At 70.3% G+C, this 18,772-nt stretch carries 15 protein-coding genes; 11 read left to right on the forward strand and 4 right to left on the reverse strand.

Annotated elements, in window-relative coordinates; all coding sequences use genetic code 11:
- Positions 1-44: 44 nt before the first annotated feature.
- From G3576_RS12925 to G3576_RS12935, 3 genes are all read left to right on the forward strand, one after another.
- Positions 45-734: a GntR family transcriptional regulator gene (locus tag G3576_RS12925; protein WP_164694809.1), complete on the forward strand. Its 690-nt coding sequence runs from the start codon at positions 45-47 to the stop codon at positions 732-734.
- An 86-nt stretch (positions 735-820) separates the two neighbouring features.
- Positions 821-2,065 (forward strand): Hsp70 family protein, encoded by a 1,245-nt coding sequence (locus G3576_RS12930; RefSeq protein WP_164694810.1) that lies wholly within the window; start codon positions 821-823, stop codon positions 2,063-2,065.
- Positions 2,065-2,823 (forward strand): sulfite exporter TauE/SafE family protein, encoded by a 759-nt coding sequence (locus tag G3576_RS12935; RefSeq protein ID WP_164694811.1) that lies wholly within the window; start codon positions 2,065-2,067, stop codon positions 2,821-2,823. Before G3576_RS12930 ends, G3576_RS12935 begins: the two co-directional genes overlap by 1 nt.
- A gap of 55 nt (positions 2,824-2,878) precedes the next feature.
- Here the strand turns inward: G3576_RS12935 and G3576_RS12940 are convergent, their stop codons facing one another.
- Entirely contained in the window at positions 2,879-3,937 is a 1,059-nt protein-coding gene (locus tag G3576_RS12940) for an isocitrate/isopropylmalate dehydrogenase family protein (RefSeq protein WP_164694812.1), read from the reverse strand.
- A gap of 118 nt (positions 3,938-4,055) precedes the next feature.
- Here G3576_RS12940 and G3576_RS12945 point away from each other — a divergent pair, with 118 nt between their 5' ends.
- Genes G3576_RS12945 through G3576_RS12965 form a run of 5 tightly spaced genes read left to right on the forward strand, consistent with a single transcriptional unit; the run spans position 4,056 to position 10,243 of the window.
- The gene (locus G3576_RS12945; RefSeq protein WP_164694813.1) at positions 4,056-5,282 is read left to right on the forward strand and encodes a CoA transferase; all 1,227 of its coding nucleotides are present in this window, start codon (positions 4,056-4,058) and stop codon (positions 5,280-5,282) included.
- Between the two features lies 1 nt (position 5,283).
- Entirely contained in the window at positions 5,284-6,951 is a 1,668-nt protein-coding gene (locus tag G3576_RS12950) for an acyl-CoA dehydrogenase family protein (RefSeq protein ID WP_164694814.1), read from the forward strand.
- Between the two features lie 10 nt (positions 6,952-6,961).
- On the forward strand, positions 6,962-7,912 hold the full coding sequence (locus tag G3576_RS12955; protein WP_164694815.1) for an aldo/keto reductase: 951 nt from the start codon (positions 6,962-6,964) through the stop codon (positions 7,910-7,912).
- Positions 7,909-8,820, forward strand: coding sequence for an alpha/beta fold hydrolase (locus G3576_RS12960; RefSeq protein WP_164694816.1), 912 nt, complete (start codon positions 7,909-7,911; stop codon positions 8,818-8,820). The genes G3576_RS12955 and G3576_RS12960 overlap by 4 nt, the downstream gene beginning before the upstream one ends.
- 31 nt (positions 8,821-8,851) lie before the next feature.
- Positions 8,852-10,243 carry an amidohydrolase family protein gene (locus tag G3576_RS12965; RefSeq protein ID WP_164694817.1) on the forward strand — a complete coding sequence of 464 codons (1,392 nt, stop codon included), beginning with the start codon at positions 8,852-8,854 and terminating at the stop codon, positions 10,241-10,243.
- Here G3576_RS12965 and G3576_RS12970 read toward each other — a convergent pair.
- The 3 genes from G3576_RS12970 to G3576_RS12980 all read right to left on the reverse strand — a co-directional run bounded on the left by G3576_RS12970 (position 10,236) and on the right by G3576_RS12980 (position 13,989).
- The gene (locus G3576_RS12970; RefSeq protein ID WP_164694818.1) at positions 10,236-11,264 is read right to left on the reverse strand and encodes an ABC transporter substrate-binding protein; all 1,029 of its coding nucleotides are present in this window, start codon (positions 11,262-11,264) and stop codon (positions 10,236-10,238) included. The two genes, G3576_RS12965 and G3576_RS12970, sit on opposite strands and share 8 nt — an antisense overlap.
- Positions 11,265-11,389: 125 nt before the next feature.
- The gene (locus G3576_RS12975) at positions 11,390-12,361 is read right to left on the reverse strand and encodes a Bug family tripartite tricarboxylate transporter substrate binding protein (RefSeq protein WP_164694819.1); all 972 of its coding nucleotides are present in this window, start codon (positions 12,359-12,361) and stop codon (positions 11,390-11,392) included.
- On the reverse strand, positions 12,358-13,989 hold the full coding sequence (locus tag G3576_RS12980; RefSeq protein ID WP_164694820.1) for an FAD-dependent oxidoreductase: 1,632 nt from the start codon (positions 13,987-13,989) through the stop codon (positions 12,358-12,360). The genes G3576_RS12975 and G3576_RS12980 overlap by 4 nt, the downstream gene beginning before the upstream one ends.
- Before the next feature lie 86 nt (positions 13,990-14,075).
- Here G3576_RS12980 and G3576_RS12985 point away from each other — a divergent pair, with 86 nt between their 5' ends.
- The 3 genes from G3576_RS12985 to G3576_RS12995 all read left to right on the forward strand — a co-directional run bounded on the left by G3576_RS12985 (position 14,076) and on the right by G3576_RS12995 (position 18,767).
- Positions 14,076-16,082 (forward strand): oxidoreductase, encoded by a 2,007-nt coding sequence (locus G3576_RS12985; protein WP_164694821.1) that lies wholly within the window; start codon positions 14,076-14,078, stop codon positions 16,080-16,082.
- A gap of 73 nt (positions 16,083-16,155) precedes the next feature.
- On the forward strand, positions 16,156-17,187 hold the full coding sequence (locus tag G3576_RS12990) for an ABC transporter substrate-binding protein (protein WP_164694822.1): 1,032 nt from the start codon (positions 16,156-16,158) through the stop codon (positions 17,185-17,187).
- 44 nt (positions 17,188-17,231) lie between these two features.
- Positions 17,232-18,767: an amidohydrolase family protein gene (locus G3576_RS12995; RefSeq protein WP_164694823.1), complete on the forward strand. Its 1,536-nt coding sequence runs from the start codon at positions 17,232-17,234 to the stop codon at positions 18,765-18,767.
- Positions 18,768-18,772 lie beyond the last annotated feature (5 nt).

Genomic DNA, 18,772 nt, shown 5'->3' on the forward strand with positions numbered 1-18,772 from the left:
TGTAAACCCCAATGTATATATTTCGGGGAGAGGGAGCCCTTTGTATGTCAGTCGAGCCGGAGCGGCCGGTCAGCGTCCCCCGCGGCGTCACCCACGCCACCAGCGTCTATGAGCGCATCCGCGCCGACATCTTGGCGGGACGCCTGCTGCCGGGGCGGCGGCTGGCCATCAAGGTGATGATGGAGAGCTACGAGATCGGCCAGACTCCCTTGCGGGAGGCGCTGAACCGCCTGGCCGCGGACGGCCTGGTCGCGGCGGAGGACCAGCGCGGCTTCACCGTGCCCGGTATCAGCGCGGAGGAATTGCTGGAACTGACGCGCACGCGCTGCTGGCTGGAGGAACGCGCCTTGCGCGAGTCGATGGCCGCCGCCACGCCTTCCTGGGAGGAAGCGGTTCTGCTGGCCGGCCATCGCCTGTCCCGGACGCCCCGCGAGCCGGACGACCCGACCTGGGAAGCTCGGCATCGCGACTTCCACCGCACGCTGGTGGGGAATTGCGGGTCGCGCTGGCTCGTCGGCTTCTGCGACCAGCTCACGGACCGGCACCAGCGCTATCGCAAGCTGGCCGCCATCCGCGCCTTCCCCGTGCGGGATGTGGAGGCCGAGCACCGCGCCATCCAGGACGCCGTGCTGGCCCGGGATGCGGATCACGCGGTGGCGCTGCTGACGCAGCACTACACCGCCACGGCCCGCATCATCCTGGACGACGAGTCGATCTTCCCCAGGGCGGCGTGAGACGACAGGGCCCGGTTCCACCTGCACCCTTGCCAGCGCCGCGGAAGGGCTGTTCAACCCGCCGCTCCCAGTTTTCGCGGCGCAGCATGCAACCCGTCATCGGTATCGACTTCGGCACGACCAACAGCGTGGTGACCGCGCTCCGGGCGGATGGCAGCGCGTCCGTGCTGCGCCATGCGGCGGACGATGTCTTCCGCTCCGTCCTCTGCTTCTGGGCGGATGGCGCGGGCGTCACGCGCCACGCCGCCGGGCCGCGCGGGATCGAGGCCTATCTGGAAGACCCGCTCGACAGCCGCCTCATCATGTCGATGAAGAGCTATCTGGCGCAGAGAAGCTTCCAGGAGACGCGTATCTTCGGCCGCGCCTTCGGGCTGGAGGCCATCATCGCGCTGTTCCTGCGCGACCTGCTGGAGCCCTTCGGCCCCGAGATGGCCGGCGCGCGCATCGTCGTCGGCCGGCCCGTGCGCTTCGTGGGCGAGAGCGCCGATGACGCCCTGGGCGAGTCCCGCCTGCGCGCCGCCTTCGCCGCGGCCGGGCTGCCGGATGTGCAGGTCGCGCTGGAACCCGCGGCGGCCGGGCAGCGCTTCGCCGCGGGGCTCGACCACCCCGCCACCGTGCTGGTGGCCGATTTCGGCGGCGGCACCAGCGACTTCTCCCTGCTGCGCTTCGACCCAGGCCCGCCGAAGCGCGTCACCGCACTCGGCCATGCCGGCGTGGGCGTCGCCGGCGACGCCTTCGACTACCGCATCATCGACAACGTCATCTCCCCCCTGCTCGGCAAGGGCGGCACCTATCGAGTCATGGGCAAACCCCTGCCCATCCCGCCCGCCTGGTTCACCAGCTTCGCCCGCTGGCACCTGCTCTCCCTGATGCGGGCGCCGAAGACGATGCGCGACATCGAACAGGTGATGCGTACGGCGGACCATCCCGAGCAGCTGGAACATCTGGTGCGGCTGGTGAAGGACGAGGCCGGCTACGCCCTCTACCGCGCCGTCTCCGCCGCCAAGGCCGCGCTTTCCGGCGAGGAGGACGTGGTGCTTCGCTTCAGCCATGACGATCTCGACATCGCCGCCCCCATCCATCGCGCGGATTTCGAGCGCTGGATCACGCCGGAACTGACGCGCATCGCCACGGCGGTCGATGCCGCGCTGGTGGATGCGCGCATCGCGCCCGGGGAGGTGGACCGCGTCTTCCTGACCGGCGGCACCTCCCTCGTGCCTGCGGTGCGGCGGTTGTTCGCGGAGCGCTTCGGGGAGGAGAAGCTGGTGACTGGCGGCGAATTCGTCTCGGTGGCGGAGGGCCTGGCGCTGCTGGGTCGGGAAGCCGCGTGATGGATCCCGCCGCGATGCTGCTGCTCGCGGCGGGCGGCGCGGCCATCGGCGCGGTGGGCGGGTTGCTCGGCATCGGCGGCGGCGTCATCGCCGTGCCGCTGCTGCTGGAAGTGCTGGCCGCGCGTGGCCTGCCGCCGGATGCCGCGACGCCGATCGCCATCGGCACGGCGCAGGCAGTGATCCTGCTGTCCTCGGTCTCCGCCGCGCTGGCGCATCACCGCCGCGGCAGCGTGGACGCGGGCCTGCTGCGTGCCTGGCTGCCCGCGGTGGCGCTGGGTGGGCTGGCCGGGCTGGCGCTGTCGCCCCTCCTGCCCGTGACCTTGTCCCTCGCCAGCTTCGCCCTGGTCAGCCTGGCGCTGGCGATCAGCCTCTTGCGACCCGCGGCTGCCGCGACCGGGACCGAAATCCCCCGCGGCCCCCTCCCCCCCGCCGCCATCGGCCTGCTGTCCTCGGCACTCGGCGTCGGCGCGGGCACGCTGAGCGGGCCTGTGCTGGGGATGCTGGGCGTGCCGCTCACCAGGGCCATCGGCGCCGGTGCGGTCTTCAACCTGGCCGTCGCCACGCCGGCCGCCATCGGCTTCGGCGCCATGGGGATGGTGGACATCCCCGCCACGCTGCTGCTGGCCCTGCCCGCCATGGCGACGGCGCCCGGCTTCGCGAAACTCGCCGCCCGCCTGCCCGTCGGACGGCTGCGCCTGGCCTTCGCGCTGTGCCTGCTGGCGATCGCGGCGCGCGTGGGGATGCGGCTGCTGGGGTGAAGGCGCGCGGCTTCGTGGAAAGGGGCGGAGCCCTTTCCCCCGAAGCGACCTGCCCTCACCCCTTCAGTCGCGACGCCACCGCCGCGCCCGCGGCCGCCGTGCCCAGGCCGCCGCCGATGTCGCGCGTGCATTGGCCGGCGGCGATGGCATCGGCCATGGCCTGTTCGATGGCCGTGCCGGCTTCGACGAAGCGCGGCGCGTCGTGGCGACGGCCGTGCCAGGAGAGCAGGAGCGCGGCCGAGAGGATGAGGGAGGCGGGGTTGGCGATGCCCTGGCCGGCGATGTCGGGGGCGGAGCCATGCGCGGCCTGGGCCATGGCGGTTTCCGCGCCGGCGTTGAGCGATCCGCCGAGGCCGAGGCTGCCCGACATCTCCGCGGTGAGGTCGGAGAGGATATCGCCGAACATGTTGGTGGTGACGATGACGTCGAAGCGCGCGGGGTTGCGCACGACATGCGCCATCATCGCATCGACGATGATTTCCTCGAGTTCGATCCCGGGGTACTCCTGGCCGACTTCCCGGCAGCACTGAAGAAACATGCCGTCGCCGACGCTCAGCACATTCGCCTTGTGCACCGCAGTCACCTTCTTCCGGCGCCGCGCAGCGAGTTCGAAGGCGCTACGCGCGATGCGCAGGCAGGCCGGGCGGGTGATCTTGCGCATGGAGACCACGACATCGGGCGTGACGAGGATCTCGGCGTTGCCCGCTTCCATGTTCCGGTCGGCGTAGAAGCCCTCCGTGTTCTCCCGCACCACCACCAGGTCGAACTGCCCGAGCCGCGCGGGCATCCCCGCATAGGTGCGCGCGGGGCGGATATTGGCGTAGAGGTCGAGCCCCTTGCGGAAGAAGGCAGAGGGCCCGACCTGCTTCGCATCGCCCTTCTTGTAGTCGAGCGTCGAGGTCGGCCCCATCACGAAGCCATCGGCGGCCTTCACGCGGTCCAGCAGTTCCGGCTTCACCGTCGTGCCGTGCAGGCGGAAGCTTTCCAGCCCCACCACGTCATGCTCCATCTCGATGCCGAGCTGGAAGGCCTCGGAGGCCGCGCGCAGCACGCCGGTGGTGGCTTCCGTGATCTCGGGGCCGATGCCGTCGCCGGGCAGCACGATGATTTTCATGGGGGCCTTCCTTCTTGCCTGGCCCCGGGTCCATCACGGGCGGCTGGCGGGGTCAAGGGTGGGCGGCCGCGGGCGGCGCGCTATACTGGCGGGTAGGAACACGCCCGGGGCCCATCGCATGACCAGTGACGCCATCCTTGCCGATCTCAGCGTGGTGGAGGTCTCGGCCTTCGTCGCGGCGCCGATGGGCGGCATGACGCTGGCGCAGATGGGGGCGGAGGTGATCCGCATCGACCCGATCGGCGGCAACATCGACCATGGCCGCTGGCCGCTCGCGCCGAACGGCAACAGCCTCTACTGGGCCAGCCTCAACAAGGGCAAGCGATCCGTCTGCCTGGCGCTGAACACGCCGGAGGGGAGGGAGATCGCGACTGCGCTGATCACGCAGCCCGGCGAGGGCCGCGGCATCCTGCTGACCAACCTGCCCGCCAGCGGCTGGATGAGCCATGCGGCGCTGTCGGCCAAGCGCGCCGACCTCATCATGCTGAAGCTGACGGGCAACCATGACGGCTCCGGCGCCGTTGACTACACCGTGAATTGCGCCAGCGGCTTCCCCATGGCGACCGGGGAAGGCGCCAGCCCCGTCAACCATGTGCTGCCCGCCTGGGATGTCGCGGCCGGTCTCTACCTCTCGACCGGGCTGCTGGCGGCGGAGCGGGCGCGGAAGAAGGATGGCCAGGGGCGGGAAGTGACGCTCGCGCTGTCCGACGTGATGCTCGCGACCGTCGCGAACCTCGGCTACGTCGCGGATGTGCAGGTGAATGGCGCGGTGCGCCCTGCCATGGGCAACGACCTCTACGGCGCCTATGGCAAGGATTTCCCGACAAGCGACGGGCGCCGGATCATGATCGCCGCCATCTCCAACCGGCAATGGAAGGCGATCGGCAAGGCGACGGGCCTCAGCGACAAGATCGCGATGATCGGTCCCATGCTCGACGTGGACCTCGACGACGAGGGCGGGCGCTTCGAGGCGCGGCACGCCATCTCCGCCGTGCTCGCACCCTGGTTCGCCAAGCGCACGCTGGCCGAGATCACCACGGCCTTCGAGGGCAGCGGCATCCTTTGGGGCCCCTACCAGGATTTCGGGCAGCTGGTGCGGGAGGATGCGCGATGCTCCACCGCGAACCCGCTATTCGCGGAGATCGAGCAGCCCGGCATCGGCCGCCTGCTGGCGCCCGCCATCCCGCTGAGCTTCGGCGGCCCCGCGGTGCGCCTGCCGCCGGTGCCGGCGCCGCGGCTTGGCGAGCATACCGACATGGTGCTGGCGGAACGCCTCGGCCTCACCATGTCGGCGATCGGGAAACTGCATGATGCCGGCATCGTCGCCGGGGCCAAGGATCACTGACATGGACGCGATGGTACGGATCGAGGCGCGGGACCTGCTGACGCAGGCCGGCGCCGGGCTGGCGGCGGCGGAACGCCTGGCCGATGTGGCGCGCCGCCAGGTGGCCGCGCTGGTCGCCCCCGGCGGGAAGGTCGATGCCGCGGCGCTGGAGCGCCACCAATTCGCCGCCCATGGCCTGGCCTGGTATGCCACCTATGTCGAGGCGCTGCGGGAGACGCTGCGCTGGGCCGAACGCCTGCAGGAAGCCGGCCGCTTCACGCCGGTGGAGCAGGGCATCCTGCATCTCGGCTTCGCCGAATACCTCGCGCAGCTCGCCGGCGGCATCCCGATGAGCCAGGTGGAGATGGTCCGCCCGCGCGACCTCGGCGTGCCCGCCGAGGATGTGGCGCGCTTCCTGGCGGAACCCGCGCTGGCCGCGCTCTCCGATCCCCGCGCGCTGGAAGCGGTGCGGCATGATTTGGCGCTGTCGGCCGCCGAGGGCCTGTATGGCGCGCCGCATCTGCAGGATGAGTTGCTGGAAGCCACCTGGGACCAGTTCGTGAAGTTCGCCGCCGCCGAGGTCACGCCCTTCGCGCAGGGCTGGCACCAGCGGAACGAGCTGATCCCGCTGGACCTCATCGCCAAGCTCTCGGAGATGGGCGTCTTCGGGCTGACGGTGCCGGAGGAATTCGGCGGCCTCGGCCTCGGCAAGGTCGCGATGTGCCTGGTGTCGGAGGCGCTGAGCGCGGGCTATATCGGCGTCGGCTCGCTCGGCACGCGCTCCGAGATCGCCGCCGAGCTGATCCGCCTGGCCGGCACGCCGGAGCAGCAGCAGAAATTCCTGCCGGGGATCGCATCGGGCGAGATCCTGCCGACGGCGGTGTTCACGGAGCCCGATACGGGATCGGACCTCGGCAGCCTGCGCACCCGCGCGGTGCGGGATGGCGACATCTACCGCGTGTACGGCGCCAAGACCTGGATCACGCATGGGTCGCGATCCGACGTCATGACGCTGCTGGTGCGCACGGACCCGGCCTCCACCGGCTACCAGGGCCTCTCGATGTTCCTCGCGGAAAAGCCCCGTGGAACCGACGACAACCTGTTCCCGGCGAAGGGCATGGCGGGGACGGAAATCCACGTCCTCGGCTATCGCGGCATGCGGGAATACGAGATCACCTTCGATGGCTTCGAGGTCCCCGCCTCCGCCCTGCTCGGCGGCGTCGAGGGCCGCGGCTTCAAGCAGCTGATGGAAACCTTCGAAAGCGCGCGCATCCAGACCGCGGCGCGCGCCCTCGGCGTCGGGCAGAACGCGCTGGAACTCGCGGTGTCCTACGCGCGTGACCGCAGGCAGTTCGGCAAGGCGACGCTCCACTTCCCCCGCGTCCACGGCAAGATCGCCTGGATGATGGCGGAGACGATGATGGCGCGGCAGCTCACCTACTTCTCCGGCCGCCAGAAGGATGCCGGCCGCCGCTGCGACATCGAGGCCGGCATGGCCAAGCTGCTCGCCGCCCGCGTCGCCTGGTCCAATGCCGACAACGCGCTGCAGGTGCATGGCGGCAATGGCTACGCCATCGAATACCCGATCAGCCGCGTGCTCTGCGACAGCCGCATCCTGAACATCTTCGAGGGTGCGGCGGAAATCCAGGCGCAGGTCATCGTCCGCGGCCTGCTCGGCCGCATCAACTGAGGGGATGGGCATGGAACGCGTGACGCTGGGCGGAACGGGCCTCTCCATCGCGCCGCTGATGTTCGGCGGCAATGTCTTCGGCTGGACGGCGGATGAGGCGATGTCCTTCCGCCTGCTCGACGCCTTCGTCGATGCCGGCTTCAACGCGATCGACACCGCCGATGTCTATTCCCGCTGGGTGCCCGGCCATGTCGGTGGGGAATCGGAGACGATCATCGGCGCCTGGATGAAGGCGCGCGGTGCCCGCCACCGCGTCGTCATCGCGACCAAAGTCGGTATGGAACTCGGCCCGGACCGCACGGGGCTGTCGCCGCGCTGGATCGCGCAATCCGTCGAGGATTCGCTGAAGCGGCTCGGCACCGACCACATCGATCTCTACCAGGCGCATCGTCCCGATCCTTCCGTCCCCATCGCGGAAACGCTCGGCGCCTTCCAGCGGCTGATCGAGCAGGGGAAGGTCCGCGCCATCGGCGCCTCCAACTACGACGTCACGCAGCTGGCGGAAGCGCTGGACGTGGCGGAGGCGCAGGGCCTGCCGCGCTACGCCACCTTGCAGCCGAAGTACAACCTCATGGACCGCGCGGAGTTCGAGGCCGCGCTGCAGCCCCTCTGCGTCGCGCGCAACGTCGCCGTCATCCCCTTCTATGGCGTCGCTGCGGGGTTCCTGACGGGCAAGTATCGCAGCGCCTCTGACATCGAGGGCCGCCCGCGCGCCAAGGCGCTGGCGGCCTATGCGAATGACCGCGGCTGGCGCGTGATCGCGGCGCTGGACGCGGTGGCGGCGCGCTTCCGCGCGACGCCGGTGGAGGTCGCCATCGCCTGGCTGCGCACGCGCCCCGCCCTCGCCGCGCCCATCGCCTCCGCGACCTCGCCCGACCAGTTGGCAGCCCTGCTGCGCGGCGCGACGCTGTCGCTGGATGCGGAGGCGCTGGCCGCGCTGGAGGCCGCCAGCGCCGAATGACCGCCGCCGCGATCATCGCGCTGCTGGTCCTGCTGCTCGGCGGCGGCTGGCTCTACACGCCCGACAAGCCGCGCGCGGAGCTGGAGGCGCAGTATGCGCGGCCCGGCGACTTCCAGCCCGTGGCCGGGCTGCGCCTGCATGTGCGGGACACCGGCCCGCGCACGGCGCCACCCGTCATCTTCCTGCACGGCTTCGCCTCCTCCCTCCATACCTGGGAGGATTGGGCGCGGTCCCTGGAAGGCGAATTCCGCGTCATCCGCTTCGACCTGCCAGGCTTCGGCCTGACCGGCCCCGATCCCAGCGGCGACTACACCGATGCGCGCAGCATGGCGGTGATCCTCTCGCTGATGGACCGCCTGGAGCTGCCGCGCGCGAGCCTGGTCGGCAGTTCCATGGGCGGGCGCATCGCCTGGACCTTCGCGGCGACGCATCCCGCGCGCGTCGATCGCCTGGTGCTGATGGCGCCGGATGGCTTCGCGAGCCCGGGCCGCGGCTATGGCACCACGCCCTCCGTGCCCCTGCTGGCGCGCGTGCTGCCCTACACGCTGCCGGCCAGCCTGCTGCGATCCAGCCTCGCCCCCGCCTATGCCAACCCCGCGGTGCTGACGCAGGCGACGCTGGCGCGCTATCGCGACATGCTGCTGGTGCCCGGCAACCGCCAGGCGATCCTGGTCCGGATGGCGCAGGGCGCGCTGGTGGATCCCGTGCCGCTGCTCCGCCGCATCGAGGCGCCGACCCTGCTGCTCTGGGGCCAGGCGGATGCGATGGTGCCCGTCGCCAACGCCGCCGACTACACCGCGGCCTTGCGCGACAGCCGCGTCGTGACACTCCCCGGCATCGGCCATGTGCCGATGGAGGAAGCGCCGGCCGAGACCGTCATCCCGTTGCGGGATTTCCTGCGCCGCTGATACGCTTCCGCAACCCCAGCCGGAGCCGCGCATGACCGACACGCTGATCATCGAGCCGCGCTGGATCTGGGACGCCGCGGGCGGGCTGCGCGGCGACCATTACGTGGTGGTGCAGGGCAACCGCATCGCGGATGTCACGCGCGAACGCCCGACGATGGAAGCGGAGCGCATCACGCTGCCTGACGGGCTGCTCATCCCGGGCTTCGTGAACCTGCACAACCACGCCTTCTCCGCACCGCTCTTCCGCGGCCTGGCGGACGACATCGGCAATGGCGACCTGCCCGGCGACATCGTCTATTCCCTGCTGATGCCGATGGGCGACATCGCGGCGGAGACGCTGTCGCCGGAGGAGATCGGCGATGTCGCGGAGATGGCGCTGCTGGAAACGCTCAAGGGCGGCTCCACGACGATCATGGATGTCTGGCGCCTGCAGCAGGCACCCTTTATCGAACGTGGCCGCCGGCTCGGCCTGCGCACCTATTCCTGTCCCTACCTCTTCTCCACGCCGAAGATGGACATGACGCCCGACGGCAAGCCGATCACGGCCCCGCCCGCCGCCGATACCGGCTTCGACACCGTGCTATCGCTATTTCGGCAATACGACGAAGGGCCCATGGGCCGCACCCGCGTGGGATACGGCCCGCATGGGCTGGACACCTGCACGCCCGAACTCCTGACGCAGATCGGCCGCACGGCGGAAGAGATCGGCTGCCCGCTGACGATCCATGCGGCGCAGAGCCAGGTGGAGCTCGACATCGTGCGCGAGCGCTACGGCAAATCCCCCATCGAGCACCTCCGTGACCTCGGCCTGCTCAAGCCCGGCACGGTGCTCGCGCATTGCGTCATGGCGACGGACGAGGAACTCGCGATCATCAAGGAATACGGCGCCGCCGTCGCCTCCTGCCCCTATGCCTTCGCGCGCAGCGGGCTCGGCGTTCCCTTCGCGCGCTTCCTCGACAGCGGCATCCGCCTCGGCGTCGGCACGGATGGCGTCGGGCTCGACATGGTGGCGGAACTCCGCGCGGCGCAGATGCTGGCGAAGGTCCAGTCCGGCCGTGCGGGCATCGCCTCCGCGGAACGCATGCTGCGCGCAGCGACGGCGGATGGCGCGGCGGCGATCGGGCGCGGAGACCTGGGCCGCATCGCACCTGGCGCCACCGCCGACCTGCTGCTGTTCGACCTCGCGGGCGCACGCTACCAGCCCGTCTGGAACCCCTTGCAGGCGCTGCTGACCAATGGCGTGGCCGCCGACCTGCACAGCCTCTTCGTCGATGGCGTGGCGCTGCTCAGCGACCACCGCGTGGTGGTGGCGGACGAAGCCGCGGTGGTGAAGCGCGGCGCGGCCGCCATCCGGCGCGTCTGGGACACGGCCCGCGCGATGGGCCGCATCCCCAAGGGCGTCGCCGAACGCGGCGCTATATGATCCTGCGATCCGCCGGCAGGAACCGATCCGTATAGGTGAAGTCCATCGCCGGGCGGATCGGGATGCCGAAGGCCTCCGCCACCTGCGCGGCCGACGACTCGAACCGCGCGCGATCCACGGTGGAGACACCATTCGCGCGCACATTCGGCGTCAGCAGCGCGACCTCGTTGATCAGCTCGTTGCGGCTGATCTCGAGTGCCTCATCCACCAGCGCCTCCCGTCGCTTAAGCGAGGCCATCGCCGCCGCCGGCTCCGCCAGCATGGCGCGCAGCCCGCGGATGGTGGCGGCGATGAAGGCGGAGACCGCCTCCGGATTGCGCTCCGCAAAATCCTTCCGCACGACGAGGCCGGAGGAATAGAGCGCCACCCCCCAGCTGTTGTATTGCAGCCAGCCGATATCGCCGCGTGGCACGCCGGCCCCCACCATGTTCAGCGCCGTCGTCGTCAGGAAGCCGAGCGTCGCATCCGCGCGGCGCTGCACCACCATCGTGTCTCGCAACTGCGCCGTCACCGACAGCAGCTCGATCTTCGACATGTCGAGCTGGTTGGCCCGCGCGAAGATCGGGAAGAGAAGCCGCGTCCCCTCCCCATCCGTCACGCTGATCTTGCGGCCCTCCAGATCCTTCGGCTTGGTGATGCCGCTCGACTTCAGGAAGATCGCCGCGTTGGGTGAGGCGTCGTAGAGGACGAAGACGGAGGTGAGCTGCGCCGTCGGGTTCTCGTGGTTGAACTTCAGCAGCAGGTTGGTGTCGGCGAAGCCGATGTCGTAGGTACCGGCGGCCACCTTCGTCATCGTATCGCCGGACCCGAAGCCGCGGTCGATCTGCACGTCGAGCCCGGCCTCGGCGAAGAAGTTGCGGTCCGCCGCCAGCGTCCAGGCGGAATGCGCGCTCTGCCAGGTCCAGTCGAGGCAGAAGCGCACGCGCCGCCGCGCGGCCTGGGCGCGGACGCCGGGCGCGGCGAGCAACCCCGCCGCCAAGCCCGTGGAGAGCACGCTACGCCGTGTCGGTGCACGCATCATGGGCATCCTCCTGCTGTATACGCCGAAGCCGCGACCCTGCGGCACGGAAGCGTGCCGTTGCGATCGCGTTCGGAGCAAGAGGTTTGCAATCCGCGTGCCGCGGTCGGTAAACGGCGTGCCGCGCGTCAGTCCGCCGTCGCGCCCGTCGCCCGCACCACCTCGCCCCACACGCGCACCTCCTCCTCGATGAAGGCCGCGTACTGCGCGGGCGACATGTCCGGCGCATCGGCGGTGAGTTCGTTGTAGCGCTGCCGCACCGCAGGCAGCTGCAGGATGGCGCGGATCTCCGTGTTCAGCCGCTCCACCACCGCGGGCGCCATGCCCTTCGGCCCCGACACGCCGAACCAGGAATAGGACGTCATGTTGGGCAGCCCCTGCTCCCCCAGCGTCGGTACGTTCGGCAAATGCCGGTTGCGCTGCGCATCCGCCACCGCAATGGCCTTCAGCGTGCCGTCGCGCAGATGCGGGATGGAGGAGGGCAGCCCATCGACGAAAAGCCCGACCGTGCCGGCGATGACATCGATCAGCGCCGGCCCTGCGCCGCGATAGAGGATCGGGTTCATCCTGATCCCCGTGGCCAGCCCGATACGCATGCCCAGCAGATGCGTCGTCGTGCCATGGCCCGAAATCGCGAAGTCCAGCCCATCCGGCCTGGCGCGGCCGATGCGGATCAGGTCCGCGATCGACTGCGCCTCATACCGCGGGTTCACGACGATGGCGGTGGAGGTGGTGGCGGCCAGCGCGATATGTGTGAAGTCCGTCATCGAATCATAGCGCACGTTGCGGAACAGCGTGGGCGAGATGCCGTGCGAGGCGCTGTTGGAGACGACCAGCGTGTAGCCATCCGGCGCCGCCTGCGCGACCTGTGCGGAAGCGAGCGTGGCGCCCGCGCCGGGCCTGTTCTCCGACACCACGGGCTGTCCGAGCCGTTCCTGGAGGTTGGCCGCCAGGATGCGGGCCACGATGTCCGTTGTGCCGCCCGGCGCGAAGGGCACCACCAGCCGGATCGGCCGCGCGGGCCAGGCCCCCTGCGCCAGCGCCGGCAGGGGCAGCACCGCGCTCGCCGCCAGAAGGGTGCGGCGCTTGATCACCGTCATGGTTCGTCTCCTTGTGAAGCCTGTGTCGAAGCGTGGCGCGCGGCGAGCCAGCCGAAGGTGACGCCGCGCATGAGCGAGACGCCCGCCTGGTAGCCCGCGCCGGATTCCGTCGGCGCCGCGGCATTGCCGCAGGCATAGAGGCCGGGGATCGGCCGGCCGCGCACATGCTGCACGCGCGCCTGGTCATCCGTCAGCAGCCCCGCGGCGGAAATGCCGCCGAGCCGTATGCGCACGGCGCAGAAGGGCGCCTGCGACAGCGTGCCGAGATTGGGATGCGCGGCATTCGGATCGCCGGCCGTCGATCGCGCAAAGGCCGAGGAGCCGCGGCCATGCTCGGGATCCTCGCCCCTCGCCGCACCCGCGTTGAATCGCGCGACCGTCGCTTCCAGCGCGTCCCCATCGACACCAATCTTCGCACCCAGCTCGCGCAGTGTCGGCGCCTGCGTCACCCAGTCCGGGATCGGCGCGCCAGGCGGCCGCCGCGCGAAGCTGTATCTCGAAAAATACTGGGCATCGAAGAGCATCCAGGCCGGCAGGTTGGGGTGGCGATGCTGGCCGAGGTCGAAGCGCGTCAGCCCCGCCACCACATGCTGGAACTGGCTCTCGTCGCAGAAGCGCTGCGCGGCATCGTTCACGACGATGCTGTGGGGATAGGAGAGGCCGCGCAGCCCCGCGCTGAAGAAGACCTCGCCCTCCATCGGCGCGGGCGCCGGGATCGCGTAGCCCACCAGCATCGCGAGGTTGTTCGGCACGCGCCAGGTGGCGGCGCCGATCTCGCTGCCCATCACCAACCCATCGCCCTCGATGCTGCGCGGGAAGATGTTCATCCAGTCCGGCAGGCCCTCGAAGCGATTGACCAGCGCGTCATTGCCCTCATAGCCACCGGTCGCGAGCACGACGCCGCGGCGCGCGATGATGCGCGTGCCCGCGCCCTCCACGCCCGTCACGCGTCCGCCTTCCACCAGCAGGCGTTCGGCGCGAAAGCCCGCCAGAATCGGCACGCCGGCCGCCATCAGCCGTGCCAGAAACTGCCCGACCAGTGCCGGCCCCGCGGCCAGCAACTGGCCAGCGCGCCGCGCCTCCAGCTCCGCCTCCGGCCAGGTGTTGCGCGCGCCGAGCCCGCCCCAGGCGATCGCATCGCCCCAGCTGACGCCCGCCTCGTTGTAGACGCCTTCCTCCAGCCGATCGCCCCATTCGCCGAGCGCCGCACGCGTGATGGGTGCCGCCTCCACCATGCGCCCGTCGCGGGATGATCCTTCGGCACTCGGGAAGTAGTGATCGGGCAGGCCTCGCAGCAGCCGCAATGCCACGCCGGCATCGGCGAATTCGCGCAACGCGATGCGTGACGCCGTCAGGTAGGCCTCCGTCATCGGCGCCAGCGCATAGCCACCCGACAGGAAGCGCATGTAGCGCCGCGCCTCCTCCAGCGTGTCGGACAGCCCGGCATCGGCCATCAGGTGGTTGTCCGGCACCCAGAGCCCGCCCAGCGACGATGCCGTGGCGCCACCCAACCGATCCGATTTCTCGATGACAGCAACGCGCATCCCGCGCATCACGCCGGCCAGCGCGGCGCCCATGCCGGCGGCACCCGTGCCTGCGACCACCCAATCGACGTCGAGTTCCGACACTCCGCCGTTCCTGTCGTTCCCGGCGATAGTCTTGACGCGCCTCCGCGCGCTGGCAAGGCTCAAGGCAACCAGGAAAGCGAAACGCCATGACCGCGACACCCTACCCGACGCTGTTCAGCCCTCTGCGCCTCGGCCCGAAGGTGGCGCGGAACCGAACCTGGATGAGCGCTCATGCGACGCTGCTGGTGAAGGACAACGTCTTCACCGACGAACACGTCGCCTACTACGCGGAGCGCGCCAAGCACGGCGTCGCCGTCATCACCATGGAAGCGATGGCGGTGCACGAGACCTCCCTCCCCTATCGCGGCAAGGCGCTGTCCTTCGACCCGCGCATGGTGCCGCAGTACCGCAAGATCGCCGACGCCGTGCATGAACACGGCGCACTGCTGCTGGCGCAGCCCTGGCATCGGGGGCGGGAGACGAATTCCGTCGCCTCCGGCCATCCCGTCTGGGCGCCCTCCGCCGTGCCCTGCGCGGTGTACCGGGAGATGCCGCATGTCATGACGGTGCAGGACATCGACGCCATCCGCGAAGGCTATCGCCTGTCGGCGCGGCATGCGCGCGACGGCGGCCTCGATGGCGTCGAGGTGCATTCGATGTCGCATGGCTACCTGCTGAACCAGTTCCTCTCCCCCGCAACGAACCATCGCGACGACGCCTTCGGCGGCAGCCTGGAAAATCGCCTGCGCCTGGTCATGGAGATCATCCAGGCGACGCGGGAGGAGGTTGGCGCCGACATGATCGTCGGTGTGCGCATCAACAGCGATGACGGACATGAGGGTGGGCTGCGCCCCGACGATTGGGCGGAGATCGCCGCGCGCATGACGGCCTCGGGCCTCATCGACTACGTCTCCTGCAGCCACGGTACCTATCTCAACCGGATGCTGATCTACCCGACCTCCCCGGAAAGCCACGGCTTCCAGATGGCGGCGACGCGCAAGGTGAAGCAGGCGGTGGACAAGCCCGTCGTCGGGGTGGGGCGCATCGTGACGCCCGCCGAGGCGGAGAAGCACCTCTCCAACGGCGATTGCGACTTCGTCGCCATGGCGCGCGCGCTGATCGCCGATCCCGAATGGGTGGCCAAGGCGCAGCGCGGGGAGGCCGAGGACATCCGCCCCTGTGTCGGCGCGAACTGGTGCATGTCTTCCATCTTCGCCCAGGCCCCCATCGCCTGCATCCACAACCCCGCCGCGGGGCAGGAACGCGAACTCGGCGCGGGCACACTGAAGCGCGCCGACCGCGCGAAGAAAGTCGCCGTGGTCGGCGGTGGCCCCGGCGGGATGCGCGCGGCGCTGACGGCGCGGCAGCGCGGCCATGACGTGACGCTGTTCGAACGCGGGCAGGAACTCGGCGGGCAGGTGCGGCTCTGGTCCCGCGCGCCCTCGCGCACCGAACTCGCCGGCGTCGCGGATTGGCTGGAGCGGCAGGTGGTGAAGGCCGGCGTGCAGATCCGGCTGCAGACCATCGCCACGGAGGAATCGCTGCTGGCCGATGGCTATGACAGCATCGTCGTCGCGACGGGATCGAAGGGCCTCCGCCATGGCTGGACGCCGCTGCGGCCGGAGAAGTGGAATGGCGCCCCCGTCCCCGGCACGGACCAGCCCCATGTGGTGTCCTACATGGAGGCGCTGCGCGACCGCATCGCGCCCGGCCAGCGCGCGCTTATCTATGACGGCCTCGGCGGGCGCCAGGCCGTCGTCACGGCGGAATACCTCGCCAGCCAGGGCGCGCAGGTGGAATTCGTCACCTGGCTCGGCCAGCCGGCGCCGGACCTCGCCGCCAGCCGCGACTGGGGCAAGACCTATGGCATGCTGAAGCGCATGGGCATGCGCTTCGCGACCGACCTCGAACTGGTGGCGATCGAGGGCCCGGTCGTCCGCCTCCGCGATGTCTATACGAAGGAGGAGGTGGTGCGCGACGGCATCGACACCGTGGTGCTGGCGCTGGGGGCGGAGGCGCAGGACAGCCTGTTCCACGCCCTCGCCCCCCGCCGCGCCGCCGGGCTCGACCTGCGGCTGATCGGCGATGCGCTGGCCCCCCGCCGGGCCGACAGCGCGATCCGGGAGGGGGAGGCCGCGGGGCGGGCGATCTGAACATTACCGGGCGGCAATTTTTGGCCCATCTCTTGCATACCGGGCGGGTCACCAACCCCGAAGGACCCGCCCCATGGCCCTTTCCCGTCGCACCCTGCTGGCCGCCGCCCCGGTGGCGCTGGCGGCCCCCGCTTTCGCCCAAGCGCTGACTCCCATCCGCTTCACGCTGGACTGGCGCTTCCAGGGCATCCATTCCTGGTACTACCTGGCGCGGGAGCGTGGCTGGTTTCGGGAGGCCGGGCTCGACGTGACCATCGACCAGGGCGACGGGTCGGCCAACACCATCACCCGCATCATGTCGAATGCCTATGAAGCGGGCTTCGGCGACATGAACGCGATCATCCAGCAGGCAGCCAACCGGCCGGGCGAGGCGCCGGTGATGGTCTACCAGATCTACAACAAGGCGCCCTTCGCCCTGCTGGTGAAGAATTCGTCGGGCATCCGCAGCATCCAGGACCTGCAGGGAAGGCGCATCGGCGGCTCCACGGGTTCGCCGGCGCTCCGCCTCATCCCGATCTTCGCGCGGCTCAACAACCTCGACATGGCGCGGAACGAGGTGATGAACATCGCCCCCGCGATGCAGGAGCCGATGCTGCTGCGCGACCAGTTCGACATCGGCGCCGTCTTCACCGTCACCGCCTATATCAACCTGCTGGCGCTGGGGCAGAATCCGGACCGGGACTACCGCTTCTTCCTCTTCGCCGACCACGGCATCGACATCTATTCAAACGGCGTCATGGTCTCCCAGCGCATGATCCGCGACCGGCCGCAGCAGGTGCGCGGCATGGTCGCCGCCATCAACCGCGCGATGCTGGAGACGGTGCGCAATCCCGCCGTCGGCGTGCAGGCCATGCAGCGCGTCGATCCCACCTTCAACCAGGAGATGGAGCGCCAGCGGATCGAATTCGCCTGGCGTACCATCATCGCGACGGAGGAAGCGGCGCGCGTCGGCGCCGGCGACCTCGATGATGCGCGCCTGGCCCGCGCCATCGCGCAGGTGGTCGAGGTCTTCGAACTTCCCCGCACGCCGCGACCGGATGAGGTCTTCAACCGTTCCTTCCTGCCGCCGGCGGCAGAGCGCGTGGTGACGCCGGTACGCGCCTGACGCGGCGCGCGGCTTGCAGGGCCTGACGGAGAGGAGGCCCTGCCATGCCCATCGCCCCCGCGCTGCTGATCCGCGGCGCCCGTGCCCTCACCCCGGGATCGGATCCGCATCGCCCGGCGGTGCGGGACGTGCTGGTGGTGGCGGACCGCATCGCCGCCATCGGCGACCCCGATGGCCCGCCCCTGGTCCCGCCGCCGGGCGCCGAGATCATCGATGCGCGCGACAGGCTGCTGATGCCGGGCCTCGTCAGCGCGCATTACCACTCCTACGACGCGCTGCTGAAGGGCCGCTTCGAGGACATGCCCTTCGATGTCTGGGCGCTGCATTCGCAGCCCGCCTATTGGGGCCGGCGCAGCAAGGCGGAGATCAGGGCGCGCACCCTGCTCGGCGCGATGGAATGCCTGCGCAACGGCATCACCACCATCCAGGACATGAACAGCCTGGTGCCGCAGGATGAGGAGACGCTGGACACGATCCTCGCGGCCTATGCGGAGATCGGCATCCGCGTCGTCTTCTCCATCGCGCTGCGCGACCTGCCGGACCTCGACATCGCGCCCTTCATGGCGCCCGACCTATCGGCGGAAGCGGCCGCCATCATCGGCGGCAAGCCCGGCGATCCTGCCGCCGACCTCGCCTTCGTGGAAGCGCAGTTGCGCCGCCTGCGCCCGCTGCCGCCGCGGCTGCACTGGGCGCTCAGCCCCTCCGGCCCCCAGCGATCCTCGACGGCGCTGCTGGAAGGCATCGCGGATCTGTCGGAACGCCACGGCTTGCCGGTCTTCACCCATGTCTACGAAACCCGCGCGCAGCTCGCCAAGGCGCGGCGCGTCTATGGCGCCAGTGGCGGGTCGATGGTGCGGCACATGGCCGCGGTCGGGCTGCTGACACCACGCACCACCCTCGCCCATGCCGTCTACATCACGGAGGAGGAGATCGCGCTGGTCGCGCAATCCGGCGCGGGTGTCGTGCACAACCCCCTCGCCAACCTGAAACTGAAGAATGGCGTCGCGCCCGTCGCCGCCATGAAGCGCGCGGGCGTCCGCGTGGCGCTGGGCTGCGACAATAATTCCTGCAGCGACTGCCAGAACCTGTTCCAGGCCATGAAGATGATGAGCCTGCTCGCCGCCGGCAGCGATGCCGAACCCGCCGGCGTGCTGGCCTGCGATGCGGTGGAGGCCGCGACGACCGGTGGCGCGAAGGCCGTCGGCCTGGCCGAGGAGATCGGCACCATCGCCCCTGGCATGAAGGCGGATCTGCTGCTGCTCGACCTCCACGACCCCGCCTGGCTGCCCTTCACCAGCGCCACGCGCCAGCTCGTCTTCAGCGAGACCGGCCGCGGCGTGGACACCGTGCTGGTCGATGGCCGCGTCGTGGTCCGCCACGGCCGCCTCACCACGTTGGACGAGGCCAGCTACCGCGCCGAACTGGCGGAGGTGATGGAGCAGGTAGAGGCCGACTACGCCCGGCTGGTGCCCCGCCAGGCCCCCGCCATCGCGCCGCTGCTCGACGCCAATGCGCGCCTGGCGGCGCAGGATCTGGGGCTGGACCGCCTCGCCGGCGGCGGATTGCGCCGCGGCCGCTGAGCCAC

It is taken from the genome of Falsiroseomonas algicola, from assembly GCF_011040385.1.
In the GTDB taxonomy this organism is placed as follows: Bacteria; Pseudomonadota; Alphaproteobacteria; order Acetobacterales; family Acetobacteraceae; genus Falsiroseomonas; species Falsiroseomonas algicola.